Here is a 25,688-nt window from a genome sequence, read left to right on the forward strand (position 1 = left end):
TTTTTTAGGTTATTAAGCCGCTTTAACTCTGCTATAGAAAGGTTATATTTCTTGGCTATTTTTTCTAAGGTTTCGCCTTTTTTCACGATGTGGTAAACATACTCTTTAGAGGCCTTAGGAGTAGAAGAAGACCTGGTAGCCCCCTTTACTTGAGAAAATCCTCCTACCAAAAAAAGAAAAAAAGACCAGAAAAAAATTAACGTAATCCAGTTTTTTGGAGTTAACCTGAACTTTTTCATTTTAACTCTTTTTTAATCTCCCACAAAAAGTTTAAGGCTTCGATCGGGGTTATCTCTTCTATGTTTAAATTTCTTATCTTTTGAAGCACAGGATGTTCTCGGTCAAAAATAGACAACTGAGTAACCCTCTTTGAAGCTATCTTTGTTTCACTTGGTTCCTTAAGATTTTTTCTCTCTAATTTATAAAGTATTTCTTTAGCTCTGTCAACCACCTCTTGAGGAATTCCAGCCAACTTTGCCACCTCTATACCATGAGACTTGTTAGCTGCCCCTGGTAAAACCTTATACATAAAAATAATATCATCTTGCCATTCCTTAACAGCTACATGATAGTTTTTGATTCCTGTATAGATTTTACCAAGCTCGGTTAACTCAAAGTAATGGGTTGCAAGCAAGGTAAAAACCTTTTTTTCGTACAAATTTTCTGCTATAGCCCATGCAAGGGACATGCCATCATAGGTGCTGGTTCCTCTTCCCACTTCATCAAGAAGCACCAGGCTTTTGCTGGTTGCGTTTTTCAGGATATAGGCACATTCACTCATCTCTACCATAAAGGTACTTTTACCTCGAGCAAGTTCATCCCCAGCCCCTATCCTGGTAAAAACCTTATCAAAAACCCCAAGCCTTGCATACTTTGCAGGGACAAAGCTTCCCATCTGAGCCATGATGACGATAAGGGCTGTTTGCCTAAGATAAGTAGACTTTCCTCCCATGTTAGGACCGGTAATCACCAAAAGAACAGCCTCATCCTTTTTTAATTCTACAGAGTTAGGGATAAACCTTTCTTTCCCCTGGATCTTTTCTATAACCGGATGTCTTCCTTCTTCTATGTAAAGCCCTTCTTCTTCGGTAATCTCAGGGCAAACATAGTCATTTTCTACTGCCACTTTGGCTAAAGAAACAAGCACATCAAGGGTAGCAAGCCCCAGACTGGTTCTTTTTAAATCCTCTTTATACTGAGCTACCTCTTCCCTCAACCCTAAAAACAACTCATACTCTAAATTTTTAATTTTTTCCTCGGCGGTGATGATCTTTTGTTCCAGCTCTTTTAGCTCTGGGGTTACAAACCTTTCTACGTTGGTTAAAGTCTGTTTTCTCTCAAAATAAGGGGGAACAAGCCTAACATTCCCTTTAGATACCTCAAAATAATAACCAAAAACCCGGTTATACCCTATCCTTAAGTTAGGAATCCCTGTTTTTTCTCTCTCTTTTCTTTCTATGGCTGAAAGGTAGTCTACGGCATGATCTTTTAGGTCCCTCAGTTCATCTAAGGTGGGGTCTATCCCTCTTTTTATGATCCCACCGTCTTTTAAAGTATAAGGAGGGTTTTCTACCAAAACCTCACAAAGTCTTTGATATAACCCAGTAAACTCTCCTAACTGAGAGAGGATGTCTCTTAAAAGTCTTGGAAGTTGATCTATTTCAGAAAAGATCTCTTTTATCTCCGGAAGATACTTTAAACTATCCCTTAAAAGAGCCATCTCTTTAGGATTGATTAGCCTTAGACTACATTTGGTAGAAAGCCTTTCTAAATCAGGTAATTTTTTCAGAACCTCTCTAAGGGCATCTCTTAAGTCTGGTTTTTCTACCAAAAAACTTACAGCTTCTTGTCTAAGTTTGATCTGATTAATGTCTCTCAACGGATAAATTATCCATTCTTTGAGAAGTCTTGCCCCCATCGGGGTGACCGTAGCATCTAACACCCAAAAGAGAGAATATTTTTCAGACCCATCCCAGAGGTTTTTTACCAGTTCTAAGTTTCTTTTGGTGGCTTCATCCAAAAATAAAAACTCCTCTGGATAGTAAAAAACCGGGGCTTCTATCTTATCTAAAAGATGGGGCTGATAGTTCTGTAGATAAACTAAGATAGCGTTAGCTGCTTTTAGCCCTTCCTGGTAACGCTCGTAATAGGGAAGTTTAAGAAGGTCTTCTACCTGGGTTAAACCAAAAGCTCTTTTGTCTAAAAAACTTAGATGTACCTTAGGAAGACTACCTTTGATAAGAGAGATCCATTCAGACTCAGCAAACTCCTCTAAACAAAGGATTTCTCTTGGTTCACGTTTTAACAGTTCAGACAAAAAGGTTTCTCTGTTTACCTCGGTAAAGATAAACTCGCCGCAGGAAAGCTCTAAAAAGGCAAGTCCTGCTTTTTTATCTAAGTAGAGGCTTGCAAGATAGGTTTTACTTTTTTCTGGAAGTTCTAAGTCTACCATTAAACCAGGAGTATAGATCTTAACTACCTCTCTTTTGACAAGCCCTTTAGAGGTTGCAGGGTCTTCAACCTGTTCGCAGATAGCAACCTTAAAACCAAGGTCAACCAGCTTCTGGATGTAAAAAAGGGCTTTTTCTACAGGAACACCACACATCGGGGCAGTAAGCCCCTTTCCTGCCTCTCTTTTGGTTAAAACCAACCCTAAGAGAGGGGCCACTGTCTCTGCATCTTCAAAAAACATCTCATAAAAATCCCCAAGCCTGAAAAAAAGTACCGCATCAGGATACTGATGCTTTACCTCAAAATACTGTTTAAACATCGGGGTTATCTCAGCCTTAACAGAACCTCTCATCAAAAACCTCTTATCGATAAAGTTGATGCTCTAAAATATAGGTTAAAACCTCTTCAGGCACAAGGTACCTTACCGAACGACCATGTTTAACCAAAAAACGAACCATCGAACTTGAGATGTCTAACGGAGTAACCTCTAAAAGAAATACCCTTTCTTTAGAAAAGTCATCTTCCCAGAGTTGATTTAACTTTTGTAAAAAAGCCTCTTTTAAAGCCTCAGACCCTTTTAAACCCCTTGAAACCACCACCAGGTTAGTGTATTGCAAAAATTCCTGGTAATTCCACCAGGTTTCAAACTGATAAAAACTGTCCCAGCCTATTATCAGAAAAAATTCTACCTCAGGGTAAGAGGCATTTAATCTCTTTAGGGTTTTTAAGGTATAAGAAGGTTTAACGTGTTTTTCTATGTCTAAGGCCTTAAAAAAAGGATTGTCTTTTATCGCTAAGCTTACCATTTTAAACCTGTGGTCAAACGAAGAAAGGGTCTCTACTTTTTTATGAGGAGGATATCCTGCGGGGATAAACCATACTTCCTGTAAACCAAAGGCTTCTCTTACCTCTTCTGCAACCCTTAAATGGGCTAAATGAGGGGGGTCAAAGGTCCCCCCTAAAATACCGATTTTTTTAGGTTCTGATTTGACCATTACCAAAGGCTATAAACTTGGTGGTGGTTAGCTCTTCAAGCCCCATAGGACCATAGGCATGAATCTTGGTCGTAGAAATACCTATCTCTGCACCTAAACCAAGCTCTCCTCCGTCGTTAAACCTGGTAGAGGCATTCACCAAAACCAGGCTTGCATCCACCTCTTTGATAAACTTCATAGCCTTAGAATAGTTTTCTGTGACGATGGCTTCGGTATGATTACTTCCGTATTTAGAGATGTGTTCTATCGCCTCATCTATATCTTTTACCACTTTTATAGCCAAGATAAGGTCAAGGTACTCGGCATACCAATCTTCTTCAGTGGCTGGTTTAGCCCAGGGAATAAGTTTTAAGGTTTCAGGGCAACCTCTCAGCTCCACCCCGTATTTTTTGTATTCTTCTGCAAGGTCTGGTAAAAATTTAGAGGCTATCTTTTCGTGGACTAACAAAGTTTCCATCGCGTTACATACCCCTGGTCTCTGGCACTTAGCGTTGATGGCAATCGTTTTAGCCATTTCAAGGTTGGCCTCCTCGTCTACATACACATGACAAACCCCTTTATAGTGTTTGATAACAGGCATTCTGGCTTTTTCGGTGACAAACCGGATAAGCCCTTCTCCACCTCTGGGTATGACTAAATCTATATATTCCTCAAGCTCTAACATATACTCCATGGCAGTTCTGTCAGGGGTTGGAATAACCTGCACCGCATCCTCAGGAAGGTTAAACTCTTTTAAAGTTTGTCTAAAAAGGTCAGCCAGTGCCAAGTTAGAGTTTAGAGCCTCCTTTCCTCCCCTTAAGATTACGGCATTACCACTTTTGAAACAAAGCCCAGCTGCATCTATGGTAACGTTTGGTCTGCTTTCATAGATGATAGCTATCACCCCTAAAGGAATGCGCATCCTTCCTACCATAAGGCCATTAGGTCTTTTCCACATCTTTACCACTTCACCTACAGGGTCAGGAAGTTGGGCAACCTCTTCTAACCCCTTAGCCATGGCCTCTATTACCTTATCAGAAAGGGTTAACCTGTCTATAAAAGCCTTGGTATGCCCTTGCAAAAGGGCCTGGTTTACGTCTTTTTCGTTAACCTTTTTTAATTCTTCCCTGTTTTCTCTTATTTTCTGAGCTACTCGTTTTAGCACCTCGTTTTTCACCCCAGAAGAAAGAGAGGTAAGAGCTTTAGAGGCGGACTTCGCCTTCTTAGCTATTTCTAACACTACCTCTTTCAAATCTTTTTGTCCTTCCATCTTAAAACCTCCTTTATCCTCTTTTTTTTTGACGATCTTTTGGTAGTATACATTAGATATCATTTTATATTAAAAGCGCAAAAATGGGAGAGCTTGACAGACTATTAAAACTTACTAAAAAACCCTTTCCCCCTCTTCCCTCCATAGTCAAAGAAACCCTTGAAACCTTTTTATTAAAAGAAGAAAGGGAATTCTTAAATTTCCTCGAGGAAAGACAAGAACTTAAAAAGTTTATCATAGAGACCACCAACCTTCCTCAGTTTAGGAAAGACAACCCTCCTGTCTCAGATTTAAGGAAGGCAATCCTGATCTTAGGAGAGGACCTGGTTAAACTTTTGGTACTTTCTTTTTTATCTCACAAACTGAAAAAAACTACCTTTAACGAATTTAGTTTTGACCTTTTTTGGGCAAGGGCAATAGCTAACCTTGGCTTATCTAACCTTTTAACCTCTCATATAGAAAACTACCCAACCCATCTACACGTAGCCTCTTTTTTGATGGACTACGGAGTACTGGTTTTATATCAGGTCTATCCTGAAGGATACTTACAGGTCTTAAAACTTAAAAAATTAGGGAAAACTACCCTGGATGCCGAAAGAGAAGTTTTTGGGGTTGACCATGCAACCATAGGTGCAGAATACTTTGAAAACTATAATTTCCCAAGAAGGTTTGTGCTTGACCTCTATCATCATCACCGTATCACCGGCCTTCCCGAAGAAATTCCTCAGGATGTGCTTTATGACATAAAAATTTTAAACTTGATAGACTCAGGTATAGGGGCCTATTTTAGCACCAAAAAAGAACATAAATACCAAAAGTTTCAAGAGGTTTGCCAAGAAGTTTTAAACCTTTCTCAAACAGAGGCGACGGTTTTACTTGATTCCCTTCCTGGATTTATCAACCAGTTTTATGAAATCTTAGGGTATGAGACCTACAAACTTATCCCCTATACTGAATGGATTAAAAAAAAGGAAAAAAAAATCAAAGAACAACTTCAGAAGATCGAAGAACAAGAGAAGGAAGAAAAGAAACTGCTTGAGATTTATAAACAAGAATTAGCCAGAGTTTTACGAGAAAAGGAACTTTTACTCAAACAACTTGAAAAGACAGAAGAAGCCTTAAAAAAACAAACCTTTTTTGACCCTATAACCAAACTTTATAATGAAGAATACTTTCTTTTACGACTTAAAGAAGAGTTTTTAAGGGCCAAAAGATATCGACGAATTTTTAGCGTCCTTTTCTTTGAAATAGAAAAAGGCGAAGAAATTGCAGAGACTCAAAGTCTAAAAGAAGAAGAAAAGTTTATTAAATTAGTGGCTGAAAACTTAGCCAGCAGGTTAAGAAGGGTTGACGTGATAGCTAAACTTAAAAATCCATATCGTTTTGGGATTATCCTTCCTGAAACCCCACTCTCCGGTGCGATGGTGGTAGCAAGAAAACTCTTACAAACTCTGGAAAACCTCTCTTATAAAGCCTTTAACCTTAAAAAATCTGCTTTCATCGTAGCCATCACCTACGATCCTAAGCAAATAAACCCTAAAACCGATCCTAATGTAGAACTTATTCTTAGGGCTTTAGAAAAAGGGCTTGAGATACTCAAAGAAAAACAACAAAGAAGAATCCTTTCGATGGTGATCGATAAAGAAATTGAAACAGCATAAACTCAGAGCAGACAAACTCTTGGTAGAAAAAGGGCTTGCTGAGACCAGAGAAAAGGCTCAGGCCCTGATCATGGCAGGTAAAGTCTGGTGGTCAAAGGACGAAAAAAACTGGATCAGGGTAGAAAAACCAGGGCAAACCCTTTCATGTGAAGTATTTTTAAGAGTTGACGAACCTATACCTTATGTTTCTCGAGGAGGGCTAAAGCTTGAAGGAGCCCTTGAAGCCTTTCAGATAGATGTCACAGGGTTTGTATGCTTAGACATAGGTGCCTCAACTGGTGGGTTTACCCACTGCCTTTTACTAAAAGGAGCTAAAAAAGTATATACTGTAGACGTAGGTAAAGGCCAACTCCATCCTCTTTTAAGAAACGACCCAAGGGTTATACCTAAGGAAGAAATAAACGCCAGATATCTTACCCCGGAGATGTTTCCTGAAAAAATGGACCTGATTACCATAGACGTATCCTTTATTTCTCTAAAAAAAATCCTTCCGGTTACACCGCCCCTTCTTAAACCAGAAGGAAAGGTCTTAGCCCTGATTAAACCTCAATTTGAGGTAGGGCCTAAACTTCTTAAAAAAGGGGTGGTTAAAGACCCCTGGGTCCATAAAAAAGTGGTAGATGAAATCTGGGACTTTTCTATCTCTTTAGGATTTTTACCTTTAGGAGTAGCTCAAAGCCCTATCCTTGGACCTAAAGGAAACAAAGAGTTTTTTATTTTACTTGGTCTGCATACCTAAAACCTGTTTTTCTACTGTTGCACATCTTGGCTAAAAAGTATATAATGTTTGAGATATGAACCTCAGTTTTAAGACAAAGCTGCTATTTTTCGTTCTATTTTTAGGATTATTCGCAGGTGGGATTTTCTGGTACGTTAACAGGCAAAAGACCCCTCCAGGGGTTCTTATCTTACACGGAAGGGTTGAAGGAAAAGAGATCAACCTTGGCACAAAAATTCAAGGAAGGGTGATAAAGCTTTACAAAAGAGAAAGCGACCCGGTAAAAAAAGGAGAGCTTCTTGCAGAGCTTCGCCCTGATGAATACTTTGCCCAGCTTCAAGCAGCTCAAAACGAGGTTCGTTCAGCAGAAGAAACCATCCTTATGGCAGAAAACTATCTTGTTAAATCCCAATCCCGAGTTGAACAAGCCAAAAGAGACCTTGAACGATATAAAAAACTATACCAGGAAGGTTTGGTTTCTAAAAGAGACCTTGAGGTTGCAGAACTGGAGTACAAAACAGCCCTGTCAGAACTTAAGGTAAATCAACGTTACATCAACCAGGCCAAGGCTAAGTATCTGTCAGCCCTACAAAAAGTTAAGGAAATAGAAGTTGCTTACAAGGAAACCAAAATCTATGCCCCTTCAGACGGGGTTATCCTTTCAAGGGTAGCTGAAGAAGGAGAAGTCGTAAACCCAGGGCAAGTTATCTATACGATGGTAAACCTTCAAAACCTTTATATCAAGGTTTATATCCCTGAACCAGAGGTTGGGAAGGTAAAACTGGGCCAACCTGCAAGGGTGTATGTAGACGCCTATCCTAACCGCTATTTCAACGGAACTTTAACCAGGGTCTATGAAAAAGCCGAATTTACCCCTAAAAACGTAGAAACCAAGGAAGAAAGGGTAAAACTTGTTTTTGGAGCTGAGGTCTCGGTAGAAAACCCAGAAGGGCTTTTAAAACCTGGGATGCCGGCAGACGTGGTAATAAAAACAGACCCAAAGGCAGAATGGGTAAAACCTTAGACGAGCCTGTTCTTAAGGTTGAAAACCTCTCCAAGTTTTATAAGAAAGTTTTAGCCGTAGACAATGTTTCCTTTGAGGTAAAAAAAGGAGAAGTCTTTGGTCTGATAGGACCTGACGGAGCAGGAAAAACCACCATCGTCCAAATCCTTGCAGGAGTCTTAACTCCTTCCTCTGGTAAAGCCTACGTAAACGGTATAGACGTTACCAGAGACCCTGAAAAGGTAAAAAAATTTATCGGATATATGCCTCAGGGGCTTGGATTAAACCTTTATGACAACCTCACCATAGAAGAAAACATAAATTTTTTCCGCAACCTAAGGGAAATCCCAGAAGAGGTATTTCAAAAAAACAAAGAAATCCTTTTAGAGATTACCAGGCTTAAACCTTTTTTATCAAGACCGGCTAAAGCCCTTTCAGGGGGTATGCGACAAAAACTTGCGTTAGTCTGCACTTTACTACACCTGCCAGACATCATCTACCTTGACGAACCTACAACAGGAGTTGACCCACTTTCAAGACAGGACTTCTGGAAAATTCTGCAAACGTTGGTTCAGGAAAGAAACATTACCGTTCTTTTAACCACCTCTTACATGGATGAGGCAGAACGGTGCCAACGAATAGCCCTAATCCATCAGGGTAAAATCTTACTTCAAGGTAAACCCGAAGAGTTTTCAGATTTAGAGCAAACTTTCGTCTCTGTGATTTCAAAAGAACCTCCCAAGCCTTTACAAAAACCTTCTTTAAGCTTTACCTCAGAAGAGACCTTGCTTGTCTGTGATAAGGTGACCAAGGCTTTTGGAAAGTTTAAAGCGGTGGATAAGGTAAGCTTGGAGGTCAAAAAAGGTGAAATTTTAGGGCTTCTTGGTCCTAACGGTGCAGGGAAAACTACGTTAATCAAGATGATGTGCGGACTTTTAGAACCTACCGAAGGGGATATCTTTATCGCAGAGTATAATGTAAAAAGAGAAAGAGCTAAGGTGTGGCAGCTAATAGGATACATGTCTCAAAAATTCTCCCTTTACAGAGACCTGACGGTGATGGAAAATGTCAATCTTTATGCCGGGCTCTACGGAATAAAAGGACAAAATTTTACCGAGCTTTTAAATAAGCTTGGGCTTTCTTCCTGGGAAGAAAGACTTGTTAAAGATGTCCCTTTTGGGATAAGACAAAGGGTTGCCCTTATGTGTGCCATCTTGCATAACCCTGTGATCGTGTTTTTAGATGAACCAACCTCTGGAGTAGACCCTGTAGCAAGAAGATCCTTCTGGGAGATCATTTACTATCTTTCAAGAGAAAAAGGCATAACTGTTATCGTTTCTACCCATTATATGGATGAAGCAGAAAATTGCGACAGGATCGGGCTTATGAACCGAGGAAGGCTTATTGCAGTTGGCACTCCCGAAGAACTAAAAATCACCTCTGAAACCCTCGCAGGTAAACTCCTTAAAATAAAAACCCCAAGGTTTAAAGAAGCCTATACCCTGTTAAAAGACAAATTTCCTAATCTTTATTTTTACGGAAACAAACTTTTTTTAAGAACCTTTACCCCTGAAAAAGACCAACCAAGAATTTCCGAGGTTTTAAAAGCAGGAGGTATTGAGGAATATTCAGTTGAAATAAGTCTCCCTCCTTTACAAGAGGCTTTTGTAGACTTTATCTTAAAAGACCTGAAGGAAAACCCATAGAAGCGATGTTAAAAAGACTGATAGGAATAACCAAAAAGGAATTTACCGAGCTTATAAAAGACAAACTATACCTTACCTTTGTGTTTGTAGTCCCTGTGATAGTGATGTTTTTATTAGGATATGGGTTAAACCTGGATGTAAAAGGACTCCCTGTGGCCTTTCTTGATTATGATCGCAGTAAACTAAGCAGAGACTACATAGATAGTTTTGTGAACTCTGAGTACTTCAAGCTTTATACCCTGGCAGACAACTATCAAGAAGCTGAAGACCTGTTGAACTCTGCTAAGGTAAGAGCGGTAGTGATCATACCACCTGATTTCTCACAAAAACTTTATAAAAAAGAAAAAAACGAGGTACAGGTGCTTATCGACGGCACCTATCCAAGTAGAGCAGAGGTAGTAAAAGGTTATATGAGTACCATAAACACACTTTTTAACCAAAAACTCCTTGAAGACCGAAACTCCTTAAAATTTCCCATAGAGTTAGAAATAAGAGCCTGGTATAACCCTGCCCTTGAGAGCAAAAACTTTATCATGCCAGGGATGTTGGTAACCACCCTTTGTTTTTATCCGGTGCTCCTCAGTTGCTTGGTAGTAGTAAGAGAGAAAGAATTCGGAAGTATTTTTAACTATTACACCTCTCCTGCTAAAAGATGGGAAATCATATTTGGTAAAGCTATCCCCTATGTTTCCGTCTGTTTTCTTACCTACTTGATACTTTTTGCCATTACGGTTTTTATCTTCCAAACCAAATTTATCGGAAATTTTATCGTCCTTTCCTTAGCAAGTATCCTCTATCTTTTTTGCACCGTTGGTCTTGGACTTTTTATCTCTACCATTACCAAAACCCAAATTACCGCTATGCTTCTTGCCTTTATCACCACCGTAATTCCTACCTATCTTTATTCAGGATTTCTTTATCCTGTGAGTAGTATGGAGTTTAGCGGAAAACTTGTTAGCAGGGTGATTCCTGCAACCTATTTTTTAGACATCGTAAGAGGAATCTATCTAAAGGGACTGCCTTTTCATTATTTTATATCCAACATCCTGAGCCTTTTTTTGTATGCTTCTGTGGTCTATCTGGCTACCATCTTAAACTTTAAGAAAAAACTTTAGGATAACCTTTATGAGGCTTATAACGTTAATCAAAAAAGAATTTCTTCAGCTTTTCAGAGACAGGATTTTGTTAATCGTTTTAGTCTATGCCTTTACTGGGGTGGTTTATACAGGGGGTAAAGGGATAACGCTTGAGGTAAGAAACTTTGCAACCATCGTATTAGACCAAAGCAAAAGTCCTGAAAGTAGAGAATTCTTATCTAAGATAAGACCTCCCCATTTCAGGATAGTAGCGTATGTTAACTCTGACAAAGAGGTAGTAGAATGGCTGGATAAAGGTAAAGCCTCTATGGCTATAGTCATACCTCCTGAGTTTGAGACTGATGTCAAGCAAAAAAAGGGAAAAATCCAGGTTATCATTGATGGCACCATGTCGATGACCTCTACCATGGCTATTTCTTATGTATCAACCATAGCTCATGAATATTCTTTAGAGATCTTAGACTTTTCGGTTTATCAGAAAACCTTAAGGATACCTCAGGTAGAAGCAAAACTTCGCAGCTTTTTTAACCCTAACCATCTTAGTACCTGGTTTATGAGTCTCCTTGAACTTTTTAACATGACAACGATGGTTTCCCTTCTTATCAGTGCCTCAGCTTTGATAAGAGAAAAAGAATATGGTACCATCGAACAACTTTTGATAACCCCTGTAAAAACCTGGGAGGTTTTTTTAGCCAAGATTATTCCTACGGTAGCTGTAATCGGTGTTTTATCCTTGCTTAGTTTATTTATCATGGTAAAAGGCGTTTTTAAGGTCCCGATAAAAGGAAACATCGTTTTATTTTTTTCGGTCACCTGTCTTTATGTGTTTGCCATGTCTTCCCTTGGTATAGCCATTGCAACGCTGGTTAATAACCTCTCTCAAGCGATGATGGTAATTGTCGTGATTCTAGTTCCGATGCTGATGATTTCAGGAGCCTGGACTCCACCAGAGGCCATGCACCCTGCCATAAAAACTTTAAGTCTCCTTTCTCCGATGAGGTATTATTTAGAGTTTGGATACGGGGTTTTGCTTAAAGGGGTGGTGATAGAGTATCTCTGGAAAGACATCTTAGGGATCTCAGCCGTAGGAGGGGTAATCTTTCTTTTATCAGGCTTAAGATTTAGGAAAAGTTTTGCTAAATAAAGTTTTTAAATTTGATTAAAATAGTTTTTCGTGCTAAAATAATAAAAATCCTATCCTAAAGAGGAGGTAATTATGAAAATAGTGGTAGCTTACGACGGTTCAGCCGACGCTAAAGAAGGATTAAGGATGGCTCTTACTTTTCTAAAAGAGACCTTAGATGAAATTATTCTTTTAAACGTGGTAAGAAAAAGAGAAGAAATGTCTAAGGAAGAAGAGGCTAAAGCCGTAGAAAAGGCTAAAGCCTTGTTAGAAGAGGTAGCTAAAGAGGTAAAAAACGGCTATAAAGTGAGACAGGAAGTATTGGTTGATTTTTCCGTAGCTGAGGCTATCTTAAACTTTGTAGAACAAGAAGAACCTGACCTTTTGATAATGGGAGCAAGAGGGGTAAGACCTGACATCATCAGATATACCCTTGGTTCTACCGCTGCTAAGGTGGTTAACTTTGCTCCCTGTTCTATCTATATCGCTAAAAAAAAGTAATGCCGTTTAATGGGTGACCTACTTTTTGACCTGTATTTTTTGGTTTACTTTATTTCCTGGATAGGTTTTTATTTTTATTTTAAAACCCTTAAGAAAGAGGCGTTAAAATACGCCCAAATCGTCTTGGGGTTAGGGTTTTTTTTACACACCGTATTTTGGGGGATAAAGGCTTACGAGATAGCGGTTTTAAAGATCTTAACCTTCAAAGAAGTTTTAAACTTCTTAGCCTGGGGCCTTGTTTTAGTTTATTTTGGCTTTTCTTTTTTAAGCCAGGTAAAACTTTACACCGTAGGTTTTTTTATCCTCCCCTGGGTGATAGGATGTCTTCTTTTAAGCCTTTTTTTCTCTTCTGGCAAGGTTTCTCCCTTTTCCCCTTATTTTTATAACCTTTGGTTTCCTATACATGGATTCTCAGGACTAATCTCTCATGCCTTTTTACTTTTTGGTCTTACCACTTCGATCATGTATATTTTGCAAGAACGAGAGATCAAAAAAAAATCTTTAGGTCTTTTTTACAAAAAACTTCCTCCTTTAGAGTATTTAGACCGGGCGAGTGAAATCTCCCTTTATCTTGGGTTTCTTTTTCTTTCTATCTCGATAATCACCGGGGCTGTATGGAGCAACTTTGTTTTTGGGGACTACTGGAGATGGTCTTCAAAGGAGGTTTTTTCTCTGGTGTTGTGGTTGCTTTATGCGGTGCTTATCCATCAAAGGGTAGTCATAGGCTGGAGAGGAAAAAGGTCTGCTAAGATGTTTATTTTAGGGTTCGGGATTTGGTTTTTAAGCTTCTTTGTGATAAATTTGTTTACCAAGGGGTTTCACACCTATGGGTCTTGACCTTAAGATGACCATCCTTCTGGTAGGACTAAACCATAAAACCGCACCGGTAGAAATAAGGGAAAAACTTTCTTTTAAAGATAGCTCAGTCTTTCCCCTTGAAAAGCTAAAAAACGAGGGATTAAGCTTTAAAGAAGCCTATTTTCTTTCTACCTGTAACAGGGTTGAATTTTGTTTTGTGTTAGAAAACACACAAAAAGATCTGTTTTTATCTGAACTATTTTCTTTTTTTGAAAAAGAGGTAGGAGTCAAACAAGAGGAGATTAAAAAACACTTTTATCAGTTAGAAAACGACGAGGCAGTAAAGCATCTTTTTGAGGTAGCCTGTGGGCTTGATTCCCTTGTATTAGGAGAACCTCAAATTTTAGGACAGGTAAAAGAGGCGTATCAAAAAGCACTTTTCCATAAAACCTCAGGAATTGTGCTCAATCGTCTTTTGCACAGATGTTTTTTTGTTGCCAAAAGGGTTAGGACTGAAACTGGCATAGGAGGAGGAGCTGTCTCTATAAGCTATGCTGCCTGTGAGCTTGCTAAAAAAATCCTTGGGAGTCTCAAACAAAAGGTGGTTTTACTGGTAGGTGCAGGAGAGATGGCAGAACTTGCCTGTATGCATTTTATCTCAGCCGGGATAAAAAAGGTATTGATCGCCAACCGAACCATTTCTAAGGCTGTTGAGCTTGCTGACCGGTTTAAAGGAGAAGCTTATAGTTTGGAAGAACTGCCTTATGTACTTACCAAGGCAGACGTGGTTATTTCCTCTACAGGTGCCCCCTCTTTTGTAATTACCAAAAGGATGGTTGCTTCTATCTTAAAACCAAGAAAATTTCGACCCCTTTTTATCATAGATATAGCTGTTCCAAGAGATGTGGAACCTGAGGTTAATCAGTTGGAAAACGTCTATGTTTACAACATAGACGACCTAAAAGAGGTAGTAGAGGAAAACTTTCAAGAACGTAAAAAAGAAGCCTTAAGGGCAAAAGTTATCATCGAAGAAGAGGTTTTCAAGTTTAAAAAATGGCTCAAGCAAATGGAGTTGCATCCTACTATCAAAACCCTCAGTGAAAAGATGGAACAACTAAGACAAAACGAACTAGCAAAAACCCTAAAAAAACTTAAAAACCTCTCTGAGGAAGAAAAACAACATTTAGAAGTTTTAACCCAGTCTCTGGTCCAAAAAATCATTTACTACCCTATCAAGTATATCAAAAAAGACCATCACGAAAAAGGAAGCAAGGCTATAGGCATAATAAGACAGATGTTTGAACTCGACAACTTAGAGAATGAAATTGAAACTCAGTTTAAGCAACCAGAAAACTTAGAAATTTTAGACCAAACCAAAGAAGAATTATCCAAAAAGGAAGAAAAACAACAGATAGACCCTTCTCGTAAAAAAGTATTGTTTCAATAAATAAGACTAAAAGGGAATATCCTCTTCGTCGATCAAAGGTTCTTCTAAAGCATCGAGTTCTAAATCGGTAGCTTTTTTAGAGACTTTGGGAGAGGTTTCAACAGGATAGGATTTAGTAGCATCATCAGGGCTTTGGGACTTTTTATCTAAAATCTGCATGTTTTGAGCCACAATTTCTGTAACATATCTTTGCATACCCTGTTTATCTTCAAACTTGCGGGTTCTAAGTTTACCTTCTATGTAGACCTGAGACCCTTTGCTTAGATATTCTCCGCAGATCTCTGCCAGCCGACCAAAAGCAACCACTCTGTGCCATTCAGTAAGGACCTCTTTTTCTCCGTTCCTTACGATTACCTCGTTGGTAGCCAACCTAAAGCTGACCACAGGTTTACCATCAACCGTATACCTAATCTCAGGGTCAGCCCCTAACCTTCCTATTAAAATAACCTTATTTATACTCATAATTAAATATTAACCCCCTTTTCTCATTTTGCAACCTTATATATAATTTTTAATTATGAAAAATCAACAAAGCCAAGGAGCAAACCATGACAAAAGGTCCGTTTTATAAAATTCATCCTATCGTGGTTGGGACCAAGGTTTTCGATAAAGGAATGATGACCTATCAACATGATTATGGAAGGGAATATGTTATCCCGATCTATTGTTGGTTGATCGAAGGTTCAGACAAAGTTATCCTTATAGATACAGGTCTTCTTGAGGTAATACAATCTGATTTTAGAGAACAGGCTATCGGTGGAAAGATCTATAAATTTGAAGAAGGGCTTGCTAAATGGGGACTTTCTCCTAAAGATATAGACATGGTCATTCATACCCATCTTCATAACGATCATTGTGAAAACGATTTCAAATGTGTCAATGCAACCTTTTATGCCCATGAGTTAGAGTTTCAATCTGCCTACAATCCTCATCCTTTAGACTTTAGATACATGGCTGAGTTTATAGAAGAGATAGACCAGGCAGGCCAGATGGTCCATATAAAAGAAGAGGTGTTTGAGGTAGCCCCTGGAATTACCATGGTGCACACCCCTGCTCATACCAAAGGTGGTATGAGTGTTATCATCAACACAGAAAAAGGGCTTGTAGGAATAACCGGATTTTGTGTGATTCAGGAAAATTTTGAACCTCCAAGTAAAATAAAAGCCATGGGAATGGAGGTTATCCCTCCTGGCACCAACATAGACCCTTATTTAGCCTATGATCAGATGGTAAAATTTAAAAATACGGTAGATATTTTAATCCCGCTACATGAACCAAGGTTTTCCTCTTTAGAAACCATTCCTTAAAGGCTAAAGTAAAAATTTTAAATGTTTAAGCCTTAAATTTGGTACTGATCCCTTTATATCGCCTTTTTATAAGCTTTTCTATTTCTACAGCTATAAACACTATAGATGAGGCTCCAAAGGTAATGATTAACTCTCTTAAGGATAGGGGTTGGGTGTGGAAAAGTTTATTAAAAAGGGGACAGTAGATTATACCCAGTTGTAAAAAAACGCTAAAAACTATGGTATAAAAAAGCGGCTTATTAGAAAACAACCCTATCTTAAAAAGAGACTCCTTTTCAGACCTTATCGCAAGAGCATGTCCCAACTGGCTTAAGCACAAGACAGAAAACACCATGGTTTGCCAGTGTAAGTTGTATTTTATGGCTAACCCCTGAATAAAAAGACAAACTACTCCCATCAACCATCCCACCCAGACTATATGAATTCCAAGTCCATGGGCAAAAAGACTTTCTTTAGGATGTCTGGGAGGTCTTTGCATTACGTCTTTTTCCTCTCTTTCTCCTGATAAAGCAATCCCTGGAAGGCCATCTGTAATCAAATTTATCCAAAGTATATGAACCGGTAAAAGAGGTAAAGGAAGCCCTAAAAAGGGAGCTAATCCTACCGTCCAGATTTCTCCGGAGTTGCTGGTCATGGTGTATTTTACAAACTTTCTTATGTTATCATAGATTCTTCTTCCCTCTTTTACCGCTTGGGTAATGGTAGCAAAGTTATCATCAAGAAGTATCAAATCACTTGCCTCTTTAGCTACTTCTGTGCCACTTCCCATGGCAACCCCTATGTCTGCCTTTTTCAAAGCAGGAGCATCGTTTACTCCATCACCTGTCATGGCCACAAACTGCCCTTTGTCCTGCAATGCCTTTACAATCTTTAACTTTTGTTCAGGAGAAGTCCTTGCATAAACCTTTATCTTCTCTACCCTTTTTTCAAAATCTTCTAAAGACATCTCCTCTAATTCTTTCCCTGTAATCAGCGCACTATCTAAAGGATCATCTTTTTCAACGATGGTAAGTTCTTCAGCGATAGCCCAGGCAGTTACAGGATGGTCTCCTGTGATCATCACCACCTTTATTCCTGCAGACTTACAGAGAGCTATAGCCTCCTTTACCTCTTTTCTCGGTGGGTCGATCATTCCACAAAACCCAAGAAAAATAAGCTTGCTTTCCAGAGTTTCGGTTTCAAAAAGCTCAGGGATTTCCTTATATGAAAAGGCTAACACTCTCATACCTTTTTTAGCAAACTCTAAAGCCTTGCCAGAGATCTCTTTTTTTATTTCTTCTGTAAGAGGAACTACCTTGTCCTCAAACAGAATAAAAGCTGACTTTTCAAGGATAGTTTCTAAACTGCCTTTGGTGAAAACAAGATACCCGTTTTCTTTTTTATGAACCGTGGTCATAGCCTTTCTTTTTGGGTCAAAGGGAATTTCAAACACCCGAGGCAACTTTTTCTGAAGTTGGGCTTTTTCAAAATGATTCTCTTTCGCATATTCATAAAGGGCAATTTCTGTAGGGTCTCCGGTAGGCTTACCTTCCTCTGTAAGCCTGATATCGTTATTTAAAGCCATACATAAAAAAAGATAGTTGGTCTGTTTTTCAAACGAAAAAACCTCTCTTACTGTCATTTTATTTTGGGTTAAAGTGCCGGTTTTATCTGTACAGATAAAGGTTACCGAACCTAAGGTTTCTACTGCAGGCAAATTTCTTACAAGAGCATTTAGAGCAACCATTTTTTTGGCACCAAGGGCAAGGGTGATGGTAACTACCGCTGGCAAGGCCTCAGGAACAGCAGCCACAGCTAAAGCAACCGAGGTAAGAATCATCCTTAAGGGTTCTTCACCTCTTAAAACCCCAAGAATAAAAATAAGCAAACAAATAAAAAGGATGGCTACACCAAGTTTTTTTCCAAAATCAGCAAGCCTTTTCTGAAGCGGGGTCTTAGGGTCTTCCTGTTGAACCATCTTTGCAATTTTTCCAAGCTCAGTATTCATTCCCGTGGCAACCACCACTCCCTTTCCCCTTCCGCTGGTGACAAAAGTCCCTTTAAAAACCATGTTTTTCTGTTCAGATACAGGCAATTTTTCTCCTATAATTGGGTCAACCTGTTTTGAAACAGGGACAGATTCACCGGTAAGTAAAGATTCGTCAACCCTAAGTTGATAGACCTCTAAAAGCCTTAAGTCTGCTGGGATAACCTCTCCTGCCTCGATTAAAACTATATCCCCTGGGACAAGTTCCTCGGCAGGGATTTTTTTAATCTTTCCGTCTCTTATCACCACGGCATAAAGAGAAAGCATCTTTGAAAGGGCTTCCATTGCCTTTTCTGCTCTATAGGTCTGGATAAAGCCGATAAGACCGTTTATTAAAAGAATAACAATTATGGTAACCGTATCTATCAGCTCTCCTAAAAAACCAGAAATAAAGGCAGCTACCACAAGGATAAAAACAAGAAAATCTTTAAACTGACTCAAAAATAAATTTAAAGGAGATCTTTTCTTTTTCTTTTCCAAAACGTTTTTTCCATAAATCGCAAGCCTTTGGGTAGCTTCCCTTTCTGAAAGACCTGTTGGACCAGTGTTTAAAACTTCTAAAATCTCTTCTGCGGTTTTTTGATAAAACTCCATGAGAAAGATTGTAAAATTAAAGTTTAAAAATTTGAAGATTTTGAAGCTAAATTTTATACCTTTTTTAAAAAAAATTTTTATGGTATGATAAAAAAAAGCAAATAACTGGGGAGGGTATTTTATGGATGTTTCAGAAAAGAAAAAAGCGGTAGAGGCTGCTATTTCTCAAATAGAGAAGATGTTTGGTAAAGGTTCTATCATGAAACTCGGAGAAGGGACTCAAAAAATAGAAGTTTCTGCAATTCCTACCGGGTCCCTCAGTCTTGATATTGCTACAGGTATAGGAGGCATCCCCAGAGGAAGGATAACAGAAATCTACGGGGCTGAGGCTTCAGGTAAAACTACCTTAGCCCTTCACATGGTAGCTGAGGCTCAAAAACAGGGGGGAGTAGCTGCTTTTATCGACGCTGAGCATGCCTTAGACCTAAACTACGCCCAAAAGTTAGGGGTTAACATCGAAGACCTCCTTGTGTCTCAACCAGACACAGGAGAGCAAGCCTTAGAGATAGCAGAGGTATTAGCCAGAAGTGGGGCGGTAGATATCATAGTGATAGACTCAGTTGCAGCCCTTGTACCTAAGGCTGAGATAGAAGGCGAAATGGAGGACCAACAAGTGGGGCTGCAGGCTCGTCTTATGTCTAAAGCCATGCGAAAACTTACCTCTGCCATCTCTAAAAGTAATACCGCTGTAGTTTTTATTAACCAAACCAGAATGAAGATTGGGACTTTCAGCTACGGAGGTCCACCAGAAACCACCCCCGGGGGTATGGCCCTTAAGTTTTTTGCTTCGTTAAGACTTGAGATAAAGAAAATCGCCTCCATAAAAGAAGGACAAGAACCATTAGGACACAGGGTAAGAGTAAAAGTGGTAAAAAACAAATTGGCCCCTCCTTTTAAAGAGGTGGAATTTGACATCTATTTTGGAGAAGGAATCTCTAAGGAGGCTGAGCTGGTTGACCTTGGGGTCGCGATGGAAGTAATCGAAAAAAGCGGTTCCTGGTTCTCTTATCAGGGAGAAAGACTTGGGCAAGGCAAAGAAAACGTAAGAAAATTACTAAAAGAAAACAAACAACTTGCCTTAGAGATAGAAAATAGAATACGAGAAACAGCAGGATTGCCTTTGATTAAAACCCCCTCTGAAAAACCTGTCGAAAAGGCTCCAGAAAAATCTCAAAAGGGAAAATAAAGATAAAGTTTATTATTTAAACCATGAGAAAAGAAGAAACCTTTAACAGAAAGTTTATAAAAACCTTAGAAGAAAGGCTTGAGAAAGTTAAGGTTATCGTGGTAGGAGACTTGATTTTGGACTGTTACTTTTTAGGTGAAGTAAACCGTATTTCTCCAGAAGCTCCAGTGCCTGTTTTTGACCTGAGTTCTACTTATTATACCTTAGGAGGTGCAGCTAACGTTGCTGCTAACTTAAGAGGACTTAAAGTTCAGGTAGAGCTGATGGGGGTAGTAGGAAAGGACGATAAGGGAGAAACCTTAAGAAAGTTGGCCGTAAAACAAGGGATAGGAATTCAAGGGATAGTTGAAGACCCTAAAAGACCTACTACTGTTAAAACGAGAATTATAGCTCAATCCCAGCACCTTTTAAGGGTAGATTTTGAAAAAAGAGAACCCTTAGACCAGGAAACCATGAAAGTTTTAAAAGCCACCTATCAGAAGGTTTTACCAGAGGCAGATGCGGTGATCCTCTCTGATTATGCCAAAGGAGTTTTAAAGGTAGAAGATTTTTGTAAAGACCTGATAGAGGAAGCCAGAAAGGCAGGTAAAGCGGTCTTGGTTGACCCAAAGAGTATCAGCTGGGAGAAATACCAAAAGGCCACAGCCATCACCCCTAACCTTAAGGAATTTAAAGAAACAGCCCTTAAAGAAAATCTTTCTATAAAAGACTTGGAACAATCTGGGAGGGCCTTAATACAAAAGTTTGGGTTAGACTTTTTGGTGATCACCTTAGGTAAAGATGGGGTATTTCTGGTACAGCCAGAAAAGGGTGGGCTCCATCTTCCTGCCCAGGCTAAAGAAGTTTATGATGTGTCTGGGGCAGGAGATACGATGATTTCCTCTTTAACCGCTTTTTATGCCGCAGGAGTCCCGTTAGAAAAAGCCTTAGAACTGGCTAACATAACCGCAGGCATCGTAGTAGGTAAAGTAGGGACAAAACCTGTTTACTGGGAAGAAATTAAAGCTTTCTTGGACAAAAAACATTAGGAGGGCCTTCATGGGTAAAATAGCAACCATAAGAGCAAGAGAAATTCTTGATTCCAGAGGTAATCCTACCTTAGAGGTAGAAGTATGGTTAGACAGTGGTTTTTATGGAAGGGCTGCCGTTCCCTCTGGGGCTTCTACCGGAAAGTATGAAGCTCTTGAGCTTAGAGATGGAGAGAAAGAAAGATTTTTTGGGAAAGGTGTGCAAAAAGCGGTTTTCAACGTAAACGAAATCATCGCCCCTCAGTTAGAAGGATTAGACTCAGGAAGGCAAACAGAAATAGACAAACTGCTTTGTGAACTTGATGGAACAGAAAACAAATCTAACTTAGGGGCTAACGCTATCTTAGGGGTTTCTTTAGCCTGTGCCAGGGCTACTGCAGAGGAATTAGGAATGCCTCTTTTTACTTATATCGGAGGGATAAGAGCCCGCACCTTACCTGTACCTTTTATGAACGTCATAAACGGAGGGGTTCATGCAGACAACCCGTTAGATTTTCAAGAGTTCATGATAGCTCCTTGGGGGGCAAAATCCTTTGCCGAAGCTTTAAGGATGGGCGCTGAGGTTTACCATGCCTTAAAAAGTATCCTTAAACAGGAAGGTTTAAGCACCTCCATCGGAGATGAAGGAGGTTTTGCCCCTCAAATAAGACTTCCTGAAGAAGCTTTGGAGTATCTCATAAAAGCTATAGAAAAAGCCGGGTATACCCCAGGAGAAGATGTAGCCTTAGCGATGGATGTGGCTGCCTCTGAACTTTATCAGGACGGGGTTTACTTCCTAAAAGGTATCGACAAAAAACTATCTACAGAAGAAATGGTAGAATATTACGAAAGATTGGTAAAAAACTATCCTATCATATCGATAGAAGATCCTTTATCTGAAGAAGACCCTGAAGGATTTAAATTAATCACCCAAAAGATAGGGAATAAAGTTCAAATAGTGGGAGACGATATCTTTGTGACCAACCCTAAAAAGATAAAATTGGGTATAGAAAACAGGATGGCTAACGCGGTTCTTATAAAGCTTAATCAGATAGGAACCCTTACAGAAACCATAGAGGCAGTTGAACTTGCCTACAAACATAAATGGAATTGTATGATATCTCACAGGTCAGGAGAAACAGAAGATACCTTTATCGCAGACCTTGCGGTAGCTCTTAACACCGGTCTTATTAAGACTGGTGCTCCTGCCAGAGGAGAAAGAGTGGCAAAGTTTAACCAGCTTTTAAGGATCGAAGAATACTTAGGGGATGCTTCAATCTTTGCAGGAAAACAAATTTTATCTAATCTGTAAGAAGACCATGGATATAGAAGCCCTTATAAAATTTGTTGATAAGGATCCCGGTCTTGAATTCTGGATAGAAAAAGAAGAAGGTAGATCCTTAGAAAAAAAAGAGGGGAAAATTTTCTTAGCAGAGGAATACCACGACGAAAGCCTTACAGTTAGATATTTAAACCCAAACGGAAGAGCTGGGCTTTCTTATACCACCTCTTTAGATGAAACTAACGTTGAACTTGCGGTAAATAAAGCCAAAGTCCTTTCAGACAAAGGAATGCCTGCTTCTTTTCCAGAAGAGGTTCCTTCTAAGGTATCTTCCCCTAAAGTTTCGATCCCAGATGAGGACTTTAAAGCCTTTTTAGCTGAGCTTGAAGAAGCGGCCTTAAACTTTGACCACATCAAAAAAGTTGAAAAAATCAAACTTTCTTGGGGGAAGCATAAAATTGCCCTTTTAAGAAAGGGGGTTTTACTGGTCTGGGAAGAGCCTTTTTATACCTTTTTAATTTCAGTGATAGCAGGGGATAGAGAAAAAGAAGCCTCTTCTTATGAATGGTATGAAGGAAGAAGGTTAGACAAGGAAGAATTAAAACAAAGGGTAAAAGAGGCCTGTGTTCGAGGTTCACTCTTAAGTCAAAGTCAAAAGGGAGTTAATCTTAAAATTCCGGTGCTTTTTCCCTCTTTTATGGCTGTAGACCTGTTAGAGATTTTGGAGTTCTCATTTTTAGGAGAAGAAGTTATAAAAGGAAGATCCTTTCTAAAAGACAAGTTAGGAGAGAAGTTCTTTTCTGAAAACCTTACCCTGATAGATGACGGGTTAACCGAAGGGCTTATCGAAAGCCGACCTTTTGACGACGAAGGTGCCCCACAAACCACAAAAACCCTTTTAGAAAAGGGAGTAATAAAAGGTTATCTTTTTGATACCTACTGGAATAAACAGGCTGAAAATCTGGGATTGGGGCACTTTACCTCAGGAAATGCACGAAGGGATGATTTTAAAAGTAGTCCTAAAGTAAGTTCAACCAACCTTTACTTGAAAGAAGGACCTTATACTAAAGAAGAGCTACTTAGATTTTCTAATGAAGTTTTTGAGGTGTTAGAACTTTTAGGAAGTCACACGGCAGACCCTATCTCTGGTGAGTTTTCGGTAGGGGTTTCTGGGGTTTATTATAAAAACGGAGAGCCGGTAAAGGTTTTAAGTGAGATGGCTCTTTCAGGAAACATTTTTGAGATGTTTAAAAACATGGTGGCTGTGGGACAAGACCTTCGTTTTTATGGAAGTGTGGGTAGTCCAAGCCTTCTGATAGATAAGATGGATTTAGGAGGATAAAATGACCCTTAAAGAAGGGATTATAAAACTTAAACAAAATCAACATCTTACACAAGAAGAGGCATATCATATTTTTAAATCGTTAGCTACAGAAGACTTGTCTCCTGAAGAGGTAGAACTTTTTTTAGAACTCTTAAGACAAAAAGGAGAAACCTGGCAAGAGATTACCGGAGCGGCTTTAGCTTATAGAGAAGTGATGACTAAACTTCCGTTTAATACTCCTAAAGGAGCTATTTTGGTAGACACCTGTGGGACAGGAGGAGATGCTAAAAATAGTTTTAACTTTTCTACGGCTGTAGCCATCGCCCTTTCCTCAGTAGAGGGAGTGTATGTAGCCAAGCATGGGAACCGCTCTGTTTCCAGTCAATCAGGAAGTGCTGACCTTCTTGAGGCCTCAGGGATTCCCCTTGACCTATCCCCTGAAGCCTCAGCCCAGGCTTTAACAGACCTGAAATTTACTTTTCTGTTTGCTCCCTTATACCATCCAGCCTTTAAAAAAGTCATCCCCATCCGCCAAAAACTTGGTAGAACCATCTTTAACCTTTTAGGACCGCTTTTGAACCCTGCCTCTCCTACCCATCAGCTTATGGGGGTTTACAGCTATGTGATGACCGAAAAAATAGCTTATGTACTTGACGCTTTAAAGGTAAAACGAGCGCTTGTGGTCTTTGGAGAAGAAGGGTTTGACGAGGTTACCATCACTGGTTCAACTAAGATTTCAGAACTAAGAGACGAAAGGATTACCACCTACTTTTTAGACCCCGAAGACTTTGGTTTTGAAAGATGTGAAAACTTAGAAGAGCTACAGGTTAAAAGTCCACAACATAGCCTTGAAATATTAGAAAAACTTTTTAAAAATCAGCTTGAAGGTCCTGTAAAAGACATGTTTATTTTGAATTTAGGAGCAGCACTTTATCTTAGTGAAAAAGCAATAGACATAAGAGCCGGTGTAGAAAAAGCCAAAGAACTTGTAAGGTCTGGGCAAATCTGGGATAAGTGGCAGGAGATAAAAAACTATTATAGAAATCTGAAGAACTAAAAAGTTAAAAGCCGGCGGAGGGACTTGAACCCTCAACCCTGGGATTACAAATCCCATGCTCTGCCGATTGAGCTACGCCGGCAGAGAATTTATGTTGACTTATTTCCTCCTCAAAAACGGAGGAGGCGGGATTCGAACCCGCGGTACGGGTTTTAGCCCGTACACTCGCTTAGCAGGCGAGCGCCTTCGACCTCTCGGCCACTCCTCCAAAAAAATTTAAAAGTTCCGGGGCGTGGATTCGAACCACGATTCTGGGAGCCAAAGTCCCATGTCCTGCCAGTTAGACGACCCCGGAATTATTCCATATACCTTTTGTATAAAATATAACATATTTTCTGTTTTTGTAAAGTTAACCTGTTTTCTTGTTTACTTTAAAAGAAAAATATTTAATTTATAATTTACATTTATTCAAAAAAAGTCTTGCAAAATTATTTTTATAATTTATTCTAAGTAGTAAAATCAAACCTATACAGGAGAAAAAACTATGAACAACTTTGAAGGATGTTGGGTATGTTCTACTTCAAATTGTGGTTATATCTACAACCCCTCTAAAGGGGACCGAAAGGGTAAAATCCCTCCAGGTACACCTTTTGAGAAACTGCCTGAAGACTGGAAATGCCCAATCTGTGGAGCAAGCAAAAAAGCTTTTAGACCGATGGAACAATTAGAAGAAAAACCTTAAAAAAATTTGACAAGATTAAACTCTTATTTTATAATATTTATAATGTTAATCAACAATATACTTTAGCTTCTATGCTAAAGGAGGGGAGCCAACTATGAAAAACATCGTTTTAGTAAAATGTAAGATGATCTCTGAACAAAACTTGTGTCCAGGGGATGCCAAATGTTTTGTAGCTTTAAGTAGAAAAGAAGGAGAGTTCGCAAGATATCAAGAGGAGGGTGCTCAGATCGTAGGTATCGTAGACTGTGGAGGGTGTGAAGGAAACAAAAACAGGGTAATTTGCAGTTTACTTCTTTTAAAACTACAATTAAACGCCCTCAAGGAAAAGGTAGATGCTGTACATGTAGGCACCTGTATCATGAAGTTCTGCAAAAGAAAGGATGACCTAATTGCTGCCATCAAAGAAAAAGCCGGAGTAGAGGTGGTAGAAGGCACCCATCCTTATGCACCGCCAAGCATCTTTGGGGGTTAAAC

Annotated in this window: 23 protein-coding genes and 3 tRNA genes; 17 read left to right on the plus strand and 9 right to left on the minus strand. The window is 39.3% G+C overall.

From position 1 onward, the window contains the following. The 4 genes from H529_RS09995 to H529_RS0103560 all read right to left on the minus strand — a co-directional run. Nucleotides 1-239 (minus strand): LysM peptidoglycan-binding domain-containing protein (locus tag H529_RS09995; RefSeq protein ID WP_033396784.1); only part of this gene is annotated, 239 nt, incomplete at its 3' end. Then, a complete protein-coding gene (gene mutS / locus H529_RS0103550) occupies nt 236-2,803 on the minus strand; it encodes a DNA mismatch repair protein MutS (protein WP_022855182.1) in 2,568 nt (855 codons plus the stop codon). The genes H529_RS09995 and mutS, both read right to left, overlap by 4 nt. 10 nt (nt 2,804-2,813) lie before the next feature. After that, entirely contained in the window at nt 2,814-3,446 is a 633-nt protein-coding gene (gene nadD, locus H529_RS0103555; RefSeq protein ID WP_022855183.1) for a nicotinate-nucleotide adenylyltransferase, read from the minus strand. After that, complete coding sequence (locus H529_RS0103560) at nt 3,427-4,695, minus strand: glutamate-5-semialdehyde dehydrogenase (RefSeq protein WP_022855184.1); 1,269 nt, start codon at nt 4,693-4,695, stop codon at nt 3,427-3,429. Before H529_RS0103560 ends, nadD begins: the two co-directional genes overlap by 20 nt. 83 nt (nt 4,696-4,778) lie before the next feature. Here H529_RS0103560 and H529_RS0103565 point away from each other — a divergent pair, with 83 nt between their 5' ends. The 9 genes from H529_RS0103565 (at nt 4,779) to hemA (ending at nt 14,749) form a co-directional block, all read left to right on the plus strand. After that, nucleotides 4,779-6,356, plus strand: a complete 1,578-nt coding sequence (locus tag H529_RS0103565) for a sensor domain-containing diguanylate cyclase (protein ID WP_022855185.1) — start codon at nt 4,779-4,781, stop codon at nt 6,354-6,356. Then, nucleotides 6,343-7,095, plus strand: coding sequence for a TlyA family RNA methyltransferase (locus H529_RS0103570; RefSeq protein ID WP_022855186.1), 753 nt, complete (start codon nt 6,343-6,345; stop codon nt 7,093-7,095). Before H529_RS0103565 ends, H529_RS0103570 begins: the two co-directional genes overlap by 14 nt. 55 nt (nt 7,096-7,150) lie before the next feature. After that, a complete protein-coding gene (locus H529_RS0103575; protein WP_022855187.1) occupies nt 7,151-8,098 on the plus strand; it encodes an HlyD family secretion protein in 948 nt (315 codons plus the stop codon). After that, nucleotides 8,083-9,783: an ATP-binding cassette domain-containing protein gene (locus H529_RS0103580; RefSeq protein ID WP_022855188.1), complete on the plus strand. Its 1,701-nt coding sequence runs from the start codon at nt 8,083-8,085 to the stop codon at nt 9,781-9,783. The genes H529_RS0103575 and H529_RS0103580 overlap by 16 nt, the downstream gene beginning before the upstream one ends. A 5-nt stretch (nt 9,784-9,788) precedes the next feature. Continuing rightward, entirely contained in the window at nt 9,789-10,898 is a 1,110-nt protein-coding gene (locus H529_RS0103585; protein WP_022855189.1) for an ABC transporter permease, read from the plus strand. A gap of 10 nt (nt 10,899-10,908) precedes the next feature. Further along, a complete protein-coding gene (locus H529_RS0103590) occupies nt 10,909-12,024 on the plus strand; it encodes an ABC transporter permease (protein WP_022855190.1) in 1,116 nt (371 codons plus the stop codon). 72 nt (nt 12,025-12,096) lie between these two features. Continuing rightward, complete coding sequence (locus tag H529_RS0103595; RefSeq protein ID WP_022855191.1) at nt 12,097-12,504, plus strand: universal stress protein; 408 nt, start codon at nt 12,097-12,099, stop codon at nt 12,502-12,504. A 9-nt stretch (nt 12,505-12,513) separates the two neighbouring features. Then, on the plus strand, nt 12,514-13,341 hold the full coding sequence (locus H529_RS11170; RefSeq protein ID WP_022855192.1) for a cytochrome C assembly family protein: 828 nt from the start codon (nt 12,514-12,516) through the stop codon (nt 13,339-13,341). Beyond that, entirely contained in the window at nt 13,331-14,749 is a 1,419-nt protein-coding gene (gene hemA / locus H529_RS0103605) for a glutamyl-tRNA reductase (RefSeq protein ID WP_022855193.1), read from the plus strand. Before H529_RS11170 ends, hemA begins: the two co-directional genes overlap by 11 nt. A gap of 6 nt (nt 14,750-14,755) precedes the next feature. Here the strand turns inward: hemA and H529_RS12075 are convergent, their stop codons facing one another. Beyond that, nucleotides 14,756-15,211, minus strand: coding sequence for a single-stranded DNA-binding protein (locus H529_RS12075; RefSeq protein ID WP_022855194.1), 456 nt, complete (start codon nt 15,209-15,211; stop codon nt 14,756-14,758). An 86-nt stretch (nt 15,212-15,297) separates the two neighbouring features. Here H529_RS12075 and H529_RS0103615 point away from each other — a divergent pair, with 86 nt between their 5' ends. Further along, on the plus strand, nt 15,298-16,056 hold the full coding sequence (locus tag H529_RS0103615; protein ID WP_022855195.1) for an N-acyl homoserine lactonase family protein: 759 nt from the start codon (nt 15,298-15,300) through the stop codon (nt 16,054-16,056). 25 nt (nt 16,057-16,081) lie between these two features. Here the strand turns inward: H529_RS0103615 and H529_RS0103620 are convergent, their stop codons facing one another. Further along, nucleotides 16,082-18,676 (minus strand): calcium-translocating P-type ATPase, PMCA-type, encoded by a 2,595-nt coding sequence (locus tag H529_RS0103620; protein ID WP_022855196.1) that lies wholly within the window; start codon nt 18,674-18,676, stop codon nt 16,082-16,084. 121 nt (nt 18,677-18,797) lie between these two features. On the opposite strand from H529_RS0103620, the gene recA reads away from it, so the two are divergent. Genes recA through trpD form a run of 5 tightly spaced genes read left to right on the plus strand, consistent with a single transcriptional unit; the run spans nt 18,798 to nt 24,532 of the window. Beyond that, a complete protein-coding gene (gene recA / locus H529_RS0103630) occupies nt 18,798-19,862 on the plus strand; it encodes a recombinase RecA (protein WP_022855197.1) in 1,065 nt (354 codons plus the stop codon). Nucleotides 19,863-19,885: 23 nt separating this feature from the next. Beyond that, the gene (rfaE1, locus tag H529_RS10005) at nt 19,886-20,890 is read left to right on the plus strand and encodes a D-glycero-beta-D-manno-heptose-7-phosphate kinase (RefSeq protein WP_022855198.1); all 1,005 of its coding nucleotides are present in this window, start codon (nt 19,886-19,888) and stop codon (nt 20,888-20,890) included. 10 nt (nt 20,891-20,900) lie between these two features. After that, nucleotides 20,901-22,181, plus strand: coding sequence for a phosphopyruvate hydratase (gene eno, locus H529_RS0103640; RefSeq protein ID WP_022855199.1), 1,281 nt, complete (start codon nt 20,901-20,903; stop codon nt 22,179-22,181). Further along, nucleotides 22,138-23,493: a TldD/PmbA family protein gene (locus tag H529_RS0103645; protein WP_022855200.1), complete on the plus strand. Its 1,356-nt coding sequence runs from the start codon at nt 22,138-22,140 to the stop codon at nt 23,491-23,493. The genes eno and H529_RS0103645 overlap by 44 nt, the downstream gene beginning before the upstream one ends. A 1-nt stretch (nt 23,494) precedes the next feature. Then, complete coding sequence (trpD, locus tag H529_RS0103650; protein WP_022855201.1) at nt 23,495-24,532, plus strand: anthranilate phosphoribosyltransferase; 1,038 nt, start codon at nt 23,495-23,497, stop codon at nt 24,530-24,532. Nucleotides 24,533-24,541: 9 nt separating this feature from the next. Here the strand turns inward: trpD and H529_RS0103655 are convergent. The 3 genes from H529_RS0103655 to H529_RS0103665 all read right to left on the minus strand — a co-directional run bounded on the left by H529_RS0103655 (nt 24,542) and on the right by H529_RS0103665 (nt 24,827). After that, nucleotides 24,542-24,614 (minus strand) — tRNA-Thr (locus H529_RS0103655). Nucleotides 24,615-24,649: 35 nt separating this feature from the next. Next, nucleotides 24,650-24,740, minus strand: a tRNA-Ser gene (locus H529_RS0103660). A gap of 15 nt (nt 24,741-24,755) precedes the next feature. Continuing rightward, a tRNA-Gln gene (locus H529_RS0103665) sits at nt 24,756-24,827 on the minus strand. A 189-nt stretch (nt 24,828-25,016) separates the two neighbouring features. On the opposite strand from H529_RS0103665, the gene H529_RS0103670 reads away from it, so the two are divergent. Together H529_RS0103670 and H529_RS0103675 are read left to right on the plus strand one after the other, a co-directional pair. Next, nucleotides 25,017-25,214, plus strand: coding sequence for a rubredoxin (locus tag H529_RS0103670; protein WP_022855202.1), 198 nt, complete (start codon nt 25,017-25,019; stop codon nt 25,212-25,214). A 94-nt stretch (nt 25,215-25,308) separates the two neighbouring features. Further along, nucleotides 25,309-25,686, plus strand: a complete 378-nt coding sequence (locus H529_RS0103675; RefSeq protein WP_022855203.1) for a CGGC domain-containing protein — start codon at nt 25,309-25,311, stop codon at nt 25,684-25,686. The last annotated feature ends 2 nt before the right edge of the window (nt 25,687-25,688 follow it).

The organism is Thermodesulfobacterium thermophilum DSM 1276, from assembly GCF_000421605.1.
GTDB classification, from domain to species: Bacteria; Desulfobacterota; Thermodesulfobacteria; order Thermodesulfobacteriales; family Thermodesulfobacteriaceae; genus Thermodesulfobacterium; species Thermodesulfobacterium thermophilum.

Bases quoted from the DNA above. Each gene is read 5' to 3' on its own strand.
- mutS (WP_022855182.1), bottom strand. From the start codon at position 2,803: ATGAGAGGTTCTGTTAAGGCTGAGATAACCCCGATGTTTAAACAGTAT.
- nadD (WP_022855183.1), bottom strand. From the start codon at position 3,446: ATGGTCAAATCAGAACCTAAAAAAATCGGTATTTTAGGGGGGACCTTT.
- H529_RS0103560 (WP_022855184.1), bottom strand. From the start codon at position 4,695: ATGGAAGGACAAAAAGATTTGAAAGAGGTAGTGTTAGAAATAGCTAAG.
- H529_RS0103565 (WP_022855185.1), top strand. From the start codon at position 4,779: ATGGGAGAGCTTGACAGACTATTAAAACTTACTAAAAAACCCTTTCCC.
- H529_RS0103575 (WP_022855187.1), top strand. From the start codon at position 7,151: ATGAACCTCAGTTTTAAGACAAAGCTGCTATTTTTCGTTCTATTTTTA.
- H529_RS0103580 (WP_022855188.1), top strand. From the start codon at position 8,083: ATGGGTAAAACCTTAGACGAGCCTGTTCTTAAGGTTGAAAACCTCTCC.
- H529_RS0103585 (WP_022855189.1), top strand. From the start codon at position 9,789: ATGTTAAAAAGACTGATAGGAATAACCAAAAAGGAATTTACCGAGCTT.
- H529_RS0103590 (WP_022855190.1), top strand. From the start codon at position 10,909: ATGAGGCTTATAACGTTAATCAAAAAAGAATTTCTTCAGCTTTTCAGA.
- H529_RS0103595 (WP_022855191.1), top strand. From the start codon at position 12,097: ATGAAAATAGTGGTAGCTTACGACGGTTCAGCCGACGCTAAAGAAGGA.
- H529_RS11170 (WP_022855192.1), top strand. From the start codon at position 12,514: ATGGGTGACCTACTTTTTGACCTGTATTTTTTGGTTTACTTTATTTCC.
- hemA (WP_022855193.1), top strand. From the start codon at position 13,331: ATGGGTCTTGACCTTAAGATGACCATCCTTCTGGTAGGACTAAACCAT.
- H529_RS12075 (WP_022855194.1), bottom strand. From the start codon at position 15,211: ATGAGTATAAATAAGGTTATTTTAATAGGAAGGTTAGGGGCTGACCCT.
- H529_RS0103615 (WP_022855195.1), top strand. From the start codon at position 15,298: ATGACAAAAGGTCCGTTTTATAAAATTCATCCTATCGTGGTTGGGACC.
- H529_RS0103620 (WP_022855196.1), bottom strand. From the start codon at position 18,676: ATGGAGTTTTATCAAAAAACCGCAGAAGAGATTTTAGAAGTTTTAAAC.
- recA (WP_022855197.1), top strand. From the start codon at position 18,798: ATGGATGTTTCAGAAAAGAAAAAAGCGGTAGAGGCTGCTATTTCTCAA.
- rfaE1 (WP_022855198.1), top strand. From the start codon at position 19,886: ATGAGAAAAGAAGAAACCTTTAACAGAAAGTTTATAAAAACCTTAGAA.
- eno (WP_022855199.1), top strand. From the start codon at position 20,901: ATGGGTAAAATAGCAACCATAAGAGCAAGAGAAATTCTTGATTCCAGA.
- H529_RS0103645 (WP_022855200.1), top strand. From the start codon at position 22,138: ATGCTTCAATCTTTGCAGGAAAACAAATTTTATCTAATCTGTAAGAAG.
- trpD (WP_022855201.1), top strand. From the start codon at position 23,495: ATGACCCTTAAAGAAGGGATTATAAAACTTAAACAAAATCAACATCTT.
- H529_RS0103670 (WP_022855202.1), top strand. From the start codon at position 25,017: ATGAACAACTTTGAAGGATGTTGGGTATGTTCTACTTCAAATTGTGGT.
- H529_RS0103675 (WP_022855203.1), top strand. From the start codon at position 25,309: ATGAAAAACATCGTTTTAGTAAAATGTAAGATGATCTCTGAACAAAAC.